The sequence below is a fragment of the Pseudomonas sp. TNT3 genome, assembly GCF_010095445.2.
Taxonomy (GTDB): Bacteria; Pseudomonadota; Gammaproteobacteria; order Pseudomonadales; family Pseudomonadaceae; genus Aquipseudomonas.
The window spans coordinates 1-12,925 of record NZ_WFGV02000011.1 but is presented as its reverse complement, the minus strand read 5'-3'; the positions used below and the strand labels follow the sequence as shown (position 1 = coordinate 12,925).

Sequence of the window (12,925 nt, the reverse complement as noted above, 5' to 3'; positions counted from 1 at the left end):
AGTGACTTGTGCGTATAATCGCCGGTCTATTTGCAGGGCTATTTTTGTCTGTCTTACTTTTTCAGACCGTGCCCTGTTGGTTTTCGATCAAAACCTTTACTTACCCTAGCCGTTTCTAACAAGAGAGCATGATGGGCGAATTCGATACCATCCGACCTTACGACGACAGCGAAGTCCCAGCGGTGCTGGCTCGGCTGCTCAGCGACAAGGCCTTTCTAGATATCCTCACCCACTTTCGCTTCCCGCGTTTTGCCGGTGCTTTAGGCTGGGCGCTCAAACCTCTTATAGCTCATCGGTTGCGCCGTGAGTTCGCCGGCGTCAATTCGGTGGCTACGCTGCAGGACAAAGTCGAGGTTTACGTCGACCACACCATTGAGCGCGCCACCGACGGCGTGACCTACAGCGGCGTGGAACAATTCAAGTCCGGCAGTGCGTACCTGTTCATCGCCAACCATCGCGACATCGTCATGGACCCGGCATTCGTCAACTATGCCGTGTACCACGCCGGCCTCCCGACCCCGCGTATCGCCATCGGCGACAACCTGCTGCAAAAGCCGTTCGTCAGCGACCTGATGCGCCTCAACAAGAGTTTTATCGTGCACCGTTCGATCACCGGGCGGCGCGAAAAAATGGCGGCTTATCAGCTGCTGTCGGCGTACATCAACCACTCGATCCGCACCGATTGCGCCTCGATCTGGATTGCCCAGGCTGAAGGTCGGGCCAAAGACGGTGACGACCGTACCGAGTCGGCGATCCTCAAGATGTTTCACATGAGTCGCAAGGACGAGCCGTTCGGTGAAGTCATCCGGTCGCTGAATGTGACCCCGGTGTCGATCAGCTACGAGTACGACCCCTGCGATCAGGCCAAGGCTCGCGAACTCTTTATCCGCGCCACCACTGGCACCTACACCAAGGTGCCGGGCGAGGATGATGTGAGCATTGCCAAAGGCATTACCGGGTACAAGGGTCGAGTCCACGTGAATTTTGCCGCACCGATCACGCAGATGTTCGACGACACCAAGCAATTGGCGATCGAAATGGACAAACAGATTCTGGGTGGGTATCGATTGTTCCCGGTGCACTACCTGGCATACGCCCAATGGAAAGACGCCGACCCGCAATTGCAGGTGCCGAAAGCCGCCGAGGTGTTTGCGGCCGACGAACTGGCCAAGGCCCAGGAAGAATGGCAACGTCGCCTGGACGAATGCCCCCAGGAGCATCGCCCGTACCTGGTGCAGCAGTATGCGACGCCGGTGCGCAATCAGTACCGGGTTAAAGCTGGGTTGCCGCTGTAAATTTCGAAAGATTAGAAGATCAAAAGATCGCAGCCTTCGGCAGCTCCTACACGGTTTTCAATGTAGGAGCTGCCGGAGGCTGCGATCTTTTTTGCTTCTGAACGTTAGAACCGGGTGCTGATCCACGAAACGAGCAACGCCAGCCCCAGGCAGGCAAAGCCGAATCGATAGAAAAAACGGTTCATGCGCAAGGTTGCCCAATCCAGGAGCGGCTCTTCGCTCGGGCGGCTCTGGCGCTGAGACGCAAGACTGGCCAGCGCGCGTTGCTCGCGACGACGCGTAGCGTGCAGCAACCAGCCGCCGGGAAAGGCAAGCAGCAGGGCCAGCAGGTTGATCAATTTGGCGGGATGGGCGGTAAACAGCGTCATCAAATGCAGCGACATCACGGACCTCAAGCAAAACAGCTGTGGCAGGCACCGGACCGGCGACCGCGCGGCAGATTCTACCGAAAGCCTCTTCGCTTGCCCTTCCTTTCCGACAAATAACGAAGCAACTGACCCAATACTGCCTTGTGTCACGGCGACGTCATCTAATTGCGGCAGTCTGGCGCCCCTCGAAACCGACAGGGAAACCGTCATGCTGCACGCCGAAAACCAGGATCGTCTCTACCTCATCGCCCAAAGCGACGAACAACAGAACCTCGTGGGAAGCCTCGCCTTCAACGTTCAAGACCGCCACTGGCTGGTGTATTGCGCATTGGGCGGTCATCAGCACGCGGACTTGCCGGAGACCGATTTGCTGACGGGCGTGAGCGTGCTGGACTTTTATTCGCAAGCTGCCTGACCACAGAAGGACTCTGTATCAGCCATAAAAAAACCCGGGCCATTTCTGGCACCGGGTTTTTTCGTCTCGCGAAAATTTACTGGCCGAGAATCTGACCCACTGACGGGTCTTTGAACAGACGCGTCAACGCATCGCTCAACACATCGCTGACCAGCTTGGTGTTGGTCTCCTGATTCGGCGCCATACCGAAACGCTGATCCAGGGATGCGCCGTAACGACCGCTGTAACGACGACCACCGTTCTGCACATCCGAGCGGAACGTCGCGCCAATAGTGGCTTCCGTCACGTACATGCCTTCTTTGGGCGACTGATACTTCAGTTCGGCCAGCGTCACGGTCAACTGCGGCGCGTTCATGCCGTTGCTGACCGGCGTGAAGCCCAGCAGGCGCACGGCCGCTTCGGCCTGAGCCTGCAACTTCGGCAGGATCTGTGCGCCCTGCACAGTAATCGCGCTGGTTTCAGGGTACATACCGCCACGGGTGCCCAGGGTTGGCGACGGACGACCATCCACCACACGAACCACCACCTGCTGACCATGGCCAACCGGCGCCAGCTGAGTGGTCAGCCTCGGCTCCGGGCTCAGTTGTTGCGGGCTATGGGCGCAGCCGACGAGGGTCAAACTGGTCACAGCAATCAAACCGAACAACAAGCGTTGCAACATGCTCTTCTCTCCAGAATCAGGCACAAACAGGCCGGCAGTATAGCGGTGCGCCACCGGGGCAAACCAGCGCAACAATTACAGATAAATCTGACACGCCTATCAGACTGCGGTTCATGTCACAGATCTGTCACCGCCCATACACTTGCACGTCACGACCCACTGGCAACCTTCGCATCAGTCCCCCAACAAGGAACCTGGCCATGCGCTACCTCATCTCGCTGTTCGCCCCCCGTCCGCTGCATCGCTGCTTCGCCCTGCTCGACCGCAACGGTCATTGCCAGGCATTCAAGCAGTGCAGCCTCCAGCCAATGGGTGACGGCTGGGTCGAAATCGAAGAAATCCGCCTCAATTGGCTGCACCATCCCCTGCCCCCAAGTGCCCGGGTCCGCCAGCGCCAGACTCGCTCACGGGCCCAACAACTGTTGACCACCTGACCGGACGCCTAATAAAAGTCATTATTGACGACCATTTCCCCGCGTTTCTTCGTTACAATCTCCCCCCGATTATAAGGACGTCTCCTGATCGGGCCCCGCAGCATTGTCAATGCGCTTGTATTGACCCTCGATACCGCCCACAGAGAGCCGCCCACACAGATCGTGTGAAGCTGGCGCTTGCTGTTCTTCAAGCAAAAAACCCACTTTTCGCGAATCTGCAGAGCTGTCATTACGCTCGGTCACTGAGCTGTCTGCCCGTTTTGCCGGTCATGTAACCCATGACGGCGATCCATCCGGGCACAGTGCCAGGCTGGGACAGCCCTTTTTGAGGTTCACGTCTTCAAAAGAGCGTGAAAAAAACGGGTTTTCACAACTTCACAAGAGTGTGGCGAGCAAATGAATAGTTTTGCGTCTGAACATGCACCATTAGCGTCTGAAACAGCCCAACGACACAGGACCGAGTACTCCTCGAACACCGGAGCCTGAAGCCTGTCCGCTACGGATTTGGTTGCACAAACGGATGTATCGACCATAAGTCGAATTGCCAGTCGCGCGTTGAAATGAGTTCATAGACCTCATTATCCCGGCCGGTAGCGTCCGTCGAAGTTGCGATAAATTGCGAAGATTCGGACATGGCGACAGTGCCATGAGTACCAGGGGCATCACTGACTCGCCCCGGAACGCCTGGCAGCCATACCGACAATTTGGTGCTGCAGATTTTGGAGACGCGTTAAATGGCGCATAACGAAGCAGTCGACGTAGTACTCGTAGGGGCCGGCATCATGAGTGCCACCCTCGCCGTACTGCTCAAAGAACTCGACCCCGCGATCAAGCTGGAAGTCGTCGAGCTGATGGATTCCGGTGCCGCGGAGAGTTCCAACCCGTGGAACAACGCCGGTACCGGTCACGCCGGGCTGTGCGAGCTGAACTACACGCCGCAGGCCGCCGACGGCACCGTCGACATCAAGAAAGCCGTGCACATCAACACCCAGTTCGAGGTGTCGAAGCAGTTCTGGTCGTACCTGACCAAAAAAGGCACCTTCGGCTCGTGCAAATCGTTCATCAGCCCGGTCCCACACCTGAGCTTCGTGCAAGGTGACGGTGGCGTGTCCTTCCTCAAGGAACGCTTCAATGTGTTGAGCAAGCACCACGCTTTCTCGGACATGGAATACACCGAAGACAAGGCCACCATGGCCGAGTGGATGCCGCTGATGATGCCAGGCCGTCCGGCTGACGAAGTCATCGCGGCCACTCGCGTGATGAACGGCACCGACGTCAACTTTGGCGCCCTGACCAATCAATTGCTCAAGCACCTGACCAGCGCACCCGATGCCCAGGTCAAGTACTGCAAGCGAGTGACCGGCCTCAAGCGCAACAACGGTGGCTGGACCGTCAGCATCAAGGACGTGAACAGCGGTAACACCCGTGAAGTCGACGCCAAGTTCGTCTTCCTCGGCGCAGGCGGCGCAGCACTGCCGCTGCTGCAGGCTTCGGGCATTGAAGAAAGCAAAGGCTTCGGCGGCTTCCCGATCAGTGGCCAGTGGCTGCGCTGCGACAACCCGGAAGTGGTCAAGCACCACCAGGCCAAGGTGTACAGCCAGGCAGCGGTGGGTTCGCCACCGATGTCCGTGCCGCACCTGGACACCCGTGTCGTCGATGGCAAGAAGTCCCTGCTGTTCGGACCTTACGCCGGGTTCACCACCAAGTTCCTCAAGCACGGCTCCTTCATGGACCTGCCGATGTCGGTTCGTGCCGGCAACATCGGCCCGATGCTGGCGGTGGCGAAAAACAACATGGACCTGACCAAATACCTGGTCAGCGAAGTGATGCAGTCGATGGAGCAGCGCCTGGACTCCCTGCGTCGTTTCTACCCTGAAGCGAAAGCCGAAGACTGGCGCCTGGAAGTGGCCGGCCAACGGGTGCAGATCATCAAGAAAGACCCGAAAAAAGGCGGCGTGCTGCAGTTCGGCACCGAGCTGGTCGCGGCCAAGGACGGTTCCCTGGCAGCACTGCTCGGCGCTTCGCCAGGTGCTTCGGTGACGGTTTCGATCATGCTTGAGCTGATCGAAAAATGCTTCCCGAACAAGGCATCCACTGAATGGGCTGCCAAGCTGGCAGAAATCTTCCCGGCCCGGGAAAAGGTTCTGGAAACCGACGCTGCGCTGTATCGCAAGATCAACACGCAGAACAACGTCGCACTGGAACTGGTTGAAGCCAGCAGCGAGACCGAAAGCTACGCTTGATTCGGTCCCATAAAAAACGCCCCGTTCTCAATGAGACCGGGGCGTTTTTTTATGCCTGGCGACACCCTCTTATGTGGCGAGGGGATTCATCCCCGTTCGGCTGCGCAGCAGTCGCAAAACTTTTGAATGCTTTGTCTGACATACCGTGTCAGCAGATTTTGGGGCCGCTTCGCAGCCCAACGGGGATGAATCCCCTCGCCACAGGTATTCGTTCGCTTCGAATACAATCAGCCACGAGCCTTGGCGATCAGCTCAATGTACTCGGCCGCATTGCGCTGATCCTTGATCACCGCAACAAAATCATTGCCGTGCTCGTCCTTGCCATCCAGGTCATGACCCGCCTCGACGAAGAACGTCAGAAAACGCTCGAAGTCATCGATACGCAGGCCACGGTAGGCTTTGATCAGTTTGTGCAGCGACGGCGAAGTGGCGTCGACCGGCTCGAAATCGAGAAACAACTTGATCTGCTCATCGCCGATCTCGTCACCAATCACTTGCTTCTTATCTTTACGCATTGCCGACTCCAGCTCGCAGACATTTCACGGGGCGGGCAGTTTACCCCTCCCTTGGCGCCGCACTCAACGCGGACGAACACTGCCGGTGTGCAAATCCGCCCAGATATGGCCGTTGGCATAGCTGAGGAATTGGCAATACACCGTGTCATTGCGCAGCAGATCGATCACCACCCGGTACTGTGCCATCGGGTAGTAAAGCGTCAGCGTCCTGGTTTTATCGTCATAGATCGGCTTTTTCAGGCTTTTGCTTTCGCCGTCGAAGTTGACCAGCACTTGATTGATGGTCGCCCCCTTGTTCAAGGACTTGCCCTTGAGGCGGATCATCAACGGTGACGTCACGGGAATCGGTTGCTGGTTGGATTGGCGCTGACTGCCCACCACTACCGAGTATTCCGTAACCTGCAGCAACTGTTGCAGGTCCGGTTCGGCGTCACGCAGGTTCAGGTCATCCGGTGGCAGGAACTGGGCATGCATGGGTGCAGGGGCGGCAGCCAGCGGCAGGCTGAAAGCCAGCATCAGTACGGCGAAGCAGCGAATCAAAAGGCTCATGACGGGCTCCGGAGATGAAGCCGAGCACTGTAACGCATACCTGTAGCAACTGGCGAAGCCTGCGTCCGGCGGCGGAGCCGTCGTTAATCCTGAATCTACATTTTTCCTGACACACCCTGCTGCCTGATCTCACGACGGCTTCGCCGCCGGACGCAGCCTTCGGCAGCTGCTACAGGGAGTCTGGTGCTGTCAGGCGCTCAATCAAACTGCGCGCGCATCCAGGCCTGATACTCGGCAACGCCCGGCTGGCCTTCGCGCGGCGCCCAATCTGCCAGCTCACCGTCGCCGACCGGGCGATAAGGACCGGCCTTGCATTCGAACATCAGGCTGTCGGCTTCCAGCACCACCAGGCCATGGAACACGCCAGTGGGCAGGTCCACGCCGATACAATCGCCACCGGCCTGCAGGATGCGCTTGCTGACTACCCCGCCCGACTCGTCAAAGATCAACACGCCAAGCCGGCCTTTAAGGACCAGCAAGGTTTCGGCCTTGTTCTCGCCAAGGTGCCGATGTGGCGGGATATAGGTACTCGGCTGCAGCCCGACGGCCATGCGATGGCAAGCATCTTCCATCTGATGGAAGTTGTGATGTTGACGCCCACGGGGATTAGCCGCGGCTTTCTCGGCCAACTCAGCGAACAGCGTTTGATCAAGAAAGCTCGGCGTGGTCATTGATTACATTCCTTTAACGGCAAAAATCCCGTTGGCGTTGCGCCAGTAACCTTTGTAATCCATGCCGTAACCGAAGATGTAACGGTCGATGCACGGCAGACCGACGAAGTCGGCTTTCAGGTCCGGGCGAGCCTTGCGGTCGTGGTCTTTGTCGATCAGTACCGCGGTGTGCACTTTGCGTGCGCCGGCATGTTTGCAGAAGTCGATGATCGCACCCAGGGTGTGACCTTCGTCGAGGATATCGTCGATGATCAGCACATCACGGTCGATGAACGAAACTTCCGGCTTGGCTTTCCAGAAAAGGTCACCGCCGCTGGTTTCATTGCGATAACGGGTGGCGTGCAGGTAGGACGCTTCCAGCGGGAATTGCAGATGGGTGAGCAGCTTGCCAGCGAAAATCAGGCCGCCGTTCATCACACAGAACACCACCGGATTGCTGTCAGCCAGTTGCTCGTTGATGTGCGCACCGACGCGGGCGATGGCCGCCTCGACTTCAGCTTCGGTGTACAGGCAGTCAGCCTCTCGCATGATTTGACGGATATGCTCGAGATCAGCGGACATGGCGCTCTCCAGGGGGACTTATTCGGGAAAAGCGGGCAAAGGTACGCATCCCGCCCGGCCAGATCAAGCGTTTGTGGACTAACGTACTCTATGTCTATAGGACAACACTCTCGGATAGATTAATCTAGGCCGCTTTTTTTGCCCGCCGCCGGAGCTTTTCCCATGCCCATCCTCGAGATCCGCCATCCGCTGATCCGTCATAAACTTGGCCTAATGCGCCGCGCAGACATCAGCACCAAGAATTTCCGTGAGCTCGCTCAGGAAGTCGGTGCCCTGCTGACCTATGAAGCCACCAAAGACTTGCCGCTGGAAGCCTACGATATCGAAGGCTGGTGCGGAACCGTGTCGGTCGAGAAAATCGCCGGCAAGAAAATTACCGTCGTGCCGATCCTGCGTGCCGGCATCGGCATGCTTGAAGGTGTGCTGAGCCTGATCCCGGGCGCCAAAGTCAGCGCCGTGGGCGTGGCCCGCAATGAAGAAACGTTGCAGGCACACACCTACCTGGAAAAACTGGTCCCGGAAATCAACGAGCGCCTGGCAATGATCATCGACCCGATGCTCGCCACCGGTAGCTCCATGGTTGCCACCATCGACCTGCTGAAAAAAGCCGGTTGCCGCGACATCCGCGCCATGGTGCTGGTTGCCGCGCCCGAAGGCATTGCCGCCGTGGAGAAGGCTCACCCGGACGTGACCATTTACACCGCGTCCATCGATGAACGATTGAACGAGCACGGTTACATCATTCCGGGCCTCGGCGATGCGGGTGACAAGATCTTCGGCACCAAGCAGAAGGACGCTTGAGCATGCAGGAAGAGTTCAACGATCCGCTCTGGCGCACGGTGTTGTCCGGCGCACAGATGCTGTTCGTAGCGTTCGGCGCCCTGGTGTTGATGCCGCTGATCACCGGTCTCGACCCGAACGTAGCGCTGTTTACCGCAGGGCTGGGGACGATCCTGTTCCAGATCGTCACCGGCCGTCAGGTACCGGTATTTCTGGCATCGAGTTTTGCCTTCATCACCCCGATCATTCTTGCCAAGGGCCAGTTCGGGCTCGCGGCGACCATGGGCGGCGTCATGGCGGCAGGCTTCGTCTATACCTTTCTCGGCCTGGCCGTGAAGATCAAAGGCACCGGTTTCATCGACCGGCTGCTGCCACCGGTGGTGATTGGTCCGGTGATCATCTCCATCGGCCTGGCCATGGCACCGATTGCCGCCAACATGGCGATGGGCAAAGCTGACGATGGCTCTGAACTGATTCATTACCAGACGGCGATGCTGATCTCGATGCCGGCATTGCTCACCACGTTGATCGTAGCGGTGTTCGGCAAAGGCATTTTCCGCCTGGTGCCGATCATTTCCGGCGTGCTGGTCGGTTTCGCCATGGCCTTCTACTTCGGTGTAGTGGATACCGCCAAGATCGCCGCGGCACCCTGGTTCGCCATCCCGCACTTCACTGCGCCGGAATTCAACTGGCAGGCGATTCTGTTTATCGTTCCGGTGGCCCTGGCGCCAGCGATCGAGCACATCGGCGGTGTGATTGCCGTCGGCAGCGTGACCGGTCGCGACTACCTGAAAAAGCCTGGCTTGCATCGCACCCTGCTTGGTGACGGTATTGCGACTACCGCAGCCGGTCTGTTCGGCGGCCCACCCAACACCACCTACGCCGAAGTGACTGGCGCGGTGATGCTGACCAAGAACTACAACCCGAAAATCATGACCTGGGCGGCGATCTTTGCCATCAGCCTGGCGTTTGTGGGCAAGTTCGGTGCGCTGCTGCAAAGCATTCCAGTGCCGGTGATGGGCGGGATTCTCTGCCTGTTGTTCGGTTCGATTGCGGCGGTGGGCATGAACACGCTGATTCGCCACAAGATCGACCTGGGCGAGGCACGCAATCTGGTGATTGTTTCGGTGACCCTGGTGTTCGGGATTGGCGGTGTGCTGGTCGGTACCGGGACAGGCCCGGACGACTTCGGCCTCAAAGGCATCGCGCTGTGCGCGGTGGTGGCGATTGCGCTGAATCTGCTGCTGCCAGGCAATGACAGCTGGAAGCACAAGAAGGCGGATGAGCCGCTGCTTTAACAGCGCACACACCCCCTGTGGCGAGGGAGCTCGCTCCCGCTGGGCCGCGAAGCGGCCCCAACCCCTGCAACCGCGAATTTATAGACATACCGTATTTGCAGGATTGACGACCGCTTCGCAGCCGAGCGGGAGCGAGCTCCCTCGCCACAGTTTGTGTTCTTACAACGAGAGCGGCGCTCGCTCACACAAGGCAGTCAACGCCCGCGCCCACTGCGGGTCATCGTTGAGGCAAGGCACCAGCACCAGTTCTTCCCCTCCCGCTTCGCGGAATTGCTCCAGCCCGCGATCGCCAATCTCCTCCAGCGTCTCGATGCAATCGGCAACGAACGCCGGGCACATCACCAGTATTTTCTTCACGCCGCTTTTGGCCAGTTCGTGCAAACGGGCTTCGGTGTAGGGTTCGATCCATTTCGCCCGGCCCAGGCGCGACTGGAACGACACCGACCATTTACCGTCCGGCAGCCCCATGCGTTTGGCGAACTCGGCAGCGCTGCGCAGGCATTGCGCGCGATAACAGGTGGCCAACACTTCAGGCGAAGCGTTCTTGCAGCAATCTTCATTCTTGAAGCAATGCTGGCCGGTGGGGTCGAGCTTGGTCAGATGTCGCTCCGGCAAACCATGAAAACTCAGCAGCAGGTGATCGTGATCCTGCGCCAGATACGGCTTGGCACTGGCGACCAGCGCATCAAGGTATTCCGGCTGATCGTAAAACGGCTGGAGAATCGAGAACTGTACGTCGAGTTTCTTCTCGCGCACGACGCGTTTGGCTTCTTCAATCACCGTGGTCACGGTGCTGTCGGCGAACTGTGGATAAAGCGGTGCGAGGGTGATGCGTTTGTGGCCTTGAGCGGCGAGCTCCAACAGTTTGGTCTCAATCGACGGCTCGCCGTAACGCATCGCCAGCTCAACAGGCCCATGTGTCCACTGCGGGGTCATCGCCTGTTGCAGGCGACGGCTGAGCACCACCAACGGCGAGCCCTCCTCCCACCAGATGGACGCGTAGGCATGGGCCGACTGCTCCGGCCGCTTGATCAGAATCAGCGATACCAGCAAACGGCGCACCGGCCACGGCAGGTCGATCACATACGGGTCCATCAGAAATTGATTGAGGTAACTGCGCACATCCGCCACCGAAGTGGAGGCCGGTGAGCCCAGGTTGACCAGAAGCAATGCGTGATCGGTCATGCAACGTCCTATTTCAAAGGCGGCTGGACAGGTCGTCCAGAGCCGCGCGCAAATCAGTGAACCGGAAAGTGAAACCCGCTTCCAGCAAGCGGACCGGCATGGCCTTTTGGCCGCCCAACAACAGCAATGACAGCTCACCCAGGCACACCTTCAATGCCAGGGCCGGCATCGGCATGAACGCGGGACGATGCAGCACAGCACCCAGGGTCTTGGCGAACTCGCTGTTGCGCACCGGTTTCGGTGCGCAGGCATTATAAGGACCGCTGGCATTTTTCTGATGCAGAAGAAAATCAATCAAGGCGATTTGATCGTGGATATGAATCCACGGCATCCACTGCCGACCATTGCCGATAGGCCCGCCCAGCGCCAGTTTGAATGGCAGCAACAGGCGCGACAAAAAGCCGCCATCGGCCGATAGCACCAACCCCGTGCGGACCAGGATCACGCGAATCCCCAAGGCCTCGGCCCGCTGTGCGGTTTCCTCCCAGGCGATGCACAGCTGACTGGCGAAATCATCGATGACCGGTGCCGATTCCTCGGTCAATTCCCGTTCGCCCCCATCGCCATACCAACCGACAGCAGAACCGGAAATCAGCACGTCGGGTTTCTGCTCGCGGGTCTCGAGCCAGGCCAGCAGGTGTTCGGTCAGCGTAATCCGGCTGCTCCACAACAACGCCTTGCGCTTGGTCGTCCATGGACGATCTGCAATTGGCGCGCCGGCAAGATTGATGATGGCGTCTACCGTTTCCTGGCCGATGTCCTCCAATCGGGAAATTCCGCGCACCTTGGGACCACAGATTTTCGCGACTTTTTCCGGCTCGCGGCTCCAGACCGTCAGGCTATGTCCCTCGCTCAGCCAGTGTCGGCAGAGCTGACGTCCTATCAAACCAGTACCGCCGGTCAGCAATATGTGCATGACTTCTTCCTCGCGTGGCCTTTTATCCTGCTCACTAGTCTATTTTTATAAGCAGGGATCTTTGGTATCGGGCAGTGTCTGTGTTTAACAATAGGCCAACCTGTCAGAACTAGAACGCTAAAAGTTATACCAAAAAACAATATTGTACAGGTTTCAACCCCAGCGTAGTCTGTACAGAAAGGTAAACGAGGCCCCTATGACTGTACCTATCGCAATCATCGGCACCGGCATCGCCGGGCTCTCAGCCGCCCAAGCCCTGACAGAGCTCGGGTATGTCGTTCAACTTTTCGATAAAAGTCGCGGAAGCGGCGGACGCATGTCGAGCAAGCGCAGTGACGCTGGTGCTCTGGACATGGGCGCGCAGTACTTCACGGCGCGTGACCGTCGGTTCGTTACAGAGGTCCAGCGTTGGCAAACCCTTGGCTGGGTCGCCGAGTGGACGCCGCAGCTTTATACCTATCACGGTGGGCAGCTCAATTTGTCACCGGATGAACAGACTCGCTGGGTCGGCACGCCGCGCATGAGCGCGATCACCCGTGGCCTGCTCGGCAATCTTGAAGTGCAATTCGCCTGTCGCATCACCGAGGTCTATCGCGGAGAAGAGCACTGGCATTTGCAAGACGCCGAAGGCTTCACTCACGGCCCGTTCAGTCATGTGGTCATCGCCACGCCAGCCCCTCAGGCGACGGCATTGCTGGCCTCTGCACCGAAGCTTGCCGGGGCGGCTGCCGGGGTGAAGATGGACCCGACCTGGGCGATTGCCCTGGCCTTCGATACGCCACTGGATACCCCCATGGAAGGTTGCTTCGTGCAAGACAGCCCGCTCGATTGGTTGGCCCGCAACCGCAGCAAACCCGGACGTGACAACACACTGGACACGTGGGTACTGCATGCCACGAGCGCGTGGAGCCGACAGCACATCGACCTGTCCAAGGAAGCCGTGATCGAACAATTGCATGGGGCCTTCGCCGAGCTGCTGCACAGCGCCATGCCCGCGCCGACGTTCAGCCTGGCCCACCGCTGGCTCTACGCCC

General features: G+C 58.7%; 15 protein-coding genes. 7 read left to right on the top strand and 8 right to left on the bottom strand.

Going from position 1 to position 12,925, the window contains the following annotated elements:
• Nucleotides 1-128 precede the first annotated feature (128 nt).
• Nucleotides 129-1,295, top strand: coding sequence for a 1-acyl-sn-glycerol-3-phosphate acyltransferase (locus tag GBC55_RS09290; protein ID WP_162437183.1), 1,167 nt, complete (start codon nt 129-131; stop codon nt 1,293-1,295).
• A gap of 104 nt (nt 1,296-1,399) precedes the next feature.
• Here GBC55_RS09290 and GBC55_RS09285 read toward each other — a convergent pair whose 3' ends face one another.
• Entirely contained in the window at nt 1,400-1,678 is a 279-nt protein-coding gene (locus GBC55_RS09285; RefSeq protein WP_162437182.1) for a hypothetical protein, read from the bottom strand.
• 193 nt (nt 1,679-1,871) lie between these two features.
• On the opposite strand from GBC55_RS09285, the gene GBC55_RS09280 reads away from it, so the two are divergent.
• Nucleotides 1,872-2,078: a hypothetical protein gene (locus GBC55_RS09280; protein WP_010458215.1), complete on the top strand. Its 207-nt coding sequence runs from the start codon at nt 1,872-1,874 to the stop codon at nt 2,076-2,078.
• A 76-nt stretch (nt 2,079-2,154) separates the two neighbouring features.
• Here GBC55_RS09280 and GBC55_RS09275 read toward each other — a convergent pair whose 3' ends face one another.
• A complete protein-coding gene (locus GBC55_RS09275; protein WP_162437181.1) occupies nt 2,155-2,739 on the bottom strand; it encodes a YajG family lipoprotein in 585 nt (194 codons plus the stop codon).
• Between the two features lie 200 nt (nt 2,740-2,939).
• Between GBC55_RS09275 and GBC55_RS09270 the strand changes: the two genes are divergently transcribed.
• Nucleotides 2,940-3,173, top strand: coding sequence for a hypothetical protein (locus GBC55_RS09270; protein ID WP_162437180.1), 234 nt, complete (start codon nt 2,940-2,942; stop codon nt 3,171-3,173).
• A gap of 734 nt (nt 3,174-3,907) precedes the next feature.
• Nucleotides 3,908-5,416: a malate dehydrogenase (quinone) gene (gene mqo / locus GBC55_RS09265; protein WP_162437179.1), complete on the top strand. Its 1,509-nt coding sequence runs from the start codon at nt 3,908-3,910 to the stop codon at nt 5,414-5,416.
• A 227-nt stretch (nt 5,417-5,643) separates the two neighbouring features.
• Here the strand turns inward: mqo and GBC55_RS09260 are convergent, their stop codons facing one another.
• The 4 genes from GBC55_RS09260 to GBC55_RS09245 form a co-directional block, all read right to left on the bottom strand.
• Nucleotides 5,644-5,931, bottom strand: a complete 288-nt coding sequence (locus GBC55_RS09260; RefSeq protein WP_157713313.1) for a PA4642 family protein — start codon at nt 5,929-5,931, stop codon at nt 5,644-5,646.
• A 63-nt stretch (nt 5,932-5,994) separates the two neighbouring features.
• On the bottom strand, nt 5,995-6,480 hold the full coding sequence (locus GBC55_RS09255) for a hypothetical protein (RefSeq protein WP_162437178.1): 486 nt from the start codon (nt 6,478-6,480) through the stop codon (nt 5,995-5,997).
• Nucleotides 6,481-6,677: 197 nt separating this feature from the next.
• Complete coding sequence (locus GBC55_RS09250; protein WP_162437177.1) at nt 6,678-7,151, bottom strand: WbuC family cupin fold metalloprotein; 474 nt, start codon at nt 7,149-7,151, stop codon at nt 6,678-6,680.
• Nucleotides 7,152-7,154: 3 nt separating this feature from the next.
• The gene (locus GBC55_RS09245; RefSeq protein ID WP_162437176.1) at nt 7,155-7,712 is read right to left on the bottom strand and encodes a hypoxanthine-guanine phosphoribosyltransferase; all 558 of its coding nucleotides are present in this window, start codon (nt 7,710-7,712) and stop codon (nt 7,155-7,157) included.
• 162 nt (nt 7,713-7,874) lie between these two features.
• Between GBC55_RS09245 and upp the strand changes: the two genes are divergently transcribed.
• Together upp and GBC55_RS09235 are read left to right on the top strand one after the other, a co-directional pair.
• On the top strand, nt 7,875-8,513 hold the full coding sequence (gene upp, locus GBC55_RS09240) for a uracil phosphoribosyltransferase (protein WP_162437175.1): 639 nt from the start codon (nt 7,875-7,877) through the stop codon (nt 8,511-8,513).
• Between the two features lie 2 nt (nt 8,514-8,515).
• Nucleotides 8,516-9,790 (top strand): uracil-xanthine permease family protein, encoded by a 1,275-nt coding sequence (locus GBC55_RS09235; protein ID WP_162437174.1) that lies wholly within the window; start codon nt 8,516-8,518, stop codon nt 9,788-9,790.
• Nucleotides 9,791-9,949: 159 nt separating this feature from the next.
• Here GBC55_RS09235 and hemH read toward each other — a convergent pair whose 3' ends face one another.
• Both hemH and GBC55_RS09225 read right to left on the bottom strand, forming a co-directional pair.
• A complete protein-coding gene (hemH, locus tag GBC55_RS09230) occupies nt 9,950-10,975 on the bottom strand; it encodes a ferrochelatase (RefSeq protein WP_162437173.1) in 1,026 nt (341 codons plus the stop codon).
• 13 nt (nt 10,976-10,988) lie between these two features.
• Nucleotides 10,989-11,891 carry a TIGR01777 family oxidoreductase gene (locus tag GBC55_RS09225; protein WP_162437172.1) on the bottom strand — a complete coding sequence of 301 codons (903 nt, stop codon included), beginning with the start codon at nt 11,889-11,891 and terminating at the stop codon, nt 10,989-10,991.
• Between the two features lie 196 nt (nt 11,892-12,087).
• Between GBC55_RS09225 and GBC55_RS09220 the strand changes: the two genes are divergently transcribed.
• Nucleotides 12,088-12,925 (top strand): FAD-dependent oxidoreductase (locus GBC55_RS09220; RefSeq protein ID WP_247266884.1); only part of this gene is annotated, 838 nt, incomplete at its 3' end.

Excerpts from the sequence above, each read along its gene's own strand:
- GBC55_RS09290 (WP_162437183.1), top strand. The coding sequence starts at position 129 with ATGATGGGCGAATTCGATACCATCCGACCTTACGACGACAGCGAAGTC.
- GBC55_RS09285 (WP_162437182.1), bottom strand. The coding sequence starts at position 1,678 with ATGTCGCTGCATTTGATGACGCTGTTTACCGCCCATCCCGCCAAATTG.
- GBC55_RS09280 (WP_010458215.1), top strand. The coding sequence starts at position 1,872 with ATGCTGCACGCCGAAAACCAGGATCGTCTCTACCTCATCGCCCAAAGC.
- GBC55_RS09275 (WP_162437181.1), bottom strand. The coding sequence starts at position 2,739 with ATGTTGCAACGCTTGTTGTTCGGTTTGATTGCTGTGACCAGTTTGACC.
- GBC55_RS09270 (WP_162437180.1), top strand. The coding sequence starts at position 2,940 with ATGCGCTACCTCATCTCGCTGTTCGCCCCCCGTCCGCTGCATCGCTGC.
- mqo (WP_162437179.1), top strand. The coding sequence starts at position 3,908 with ATGGCGCATAACGAAGCAGTCGACGTAGTACTCGTAGGGGCCGGCATC.
- GBC55_RS09260 (WP_157713313.1), bottom strand. The coding sequence starts at position 5,931 with ATGCGTAAAGATAAGAAGCAAGTGATTGGTGACGAGATCGGCGATGAG.
- GBC55_RS09255 (WP_162437178.1), bottom strand. The coding sequence starts at position 6,480 with ATGAGCCTTTTGATTCGCTGCTTCGCCGTACTGATGCTGGCTTTCAGC.
- GBC55_RS09250 (WP_162437177.1), bottom strand. The coding sequence starts at position 7,151 with ATGACCACGCCGAGCTTTCTTGATCAAACGCTGTTCGCTGAGTTGGCC.
- GBC55_RS09245 (WP_162437176.1), bottom strand. The coding sequence starts at position 7,712 with ATGTCCGCTGATCTCGAGCATATCCGTCAAATCATGCGAGAGGCTGAC.
- upp (WP_162437175.1), top strand. The coding sequence starts at position 7,875 with ATGCCCATCCTCGAGATCCGCCATCCGCTGATCCGTCATAAACTTGGC.
- GBC55_RS09235 (WP_162437174.1), top strand. The coding sequence starts at position 8,516 with ATGCAGGAAGAGTTCAACGATCCGCTCTGGCGCACGGTGTTGTCCGGC.
- hemH (WP_162437173.1), bottom strand. The coding sequence starts at position 10,975 with ATGACCGATCACGCATTGCTTCTGGTCAACCTGGGCTCACCGGCCTCC.
- GBC55_RS09225 (WP_162437172.1), bottom strand. The coding sequence starts at position 11,891 with ATGCACATATTGCTGACCGGCGGTACTGGTTTGATAGGACGTCAGCTC.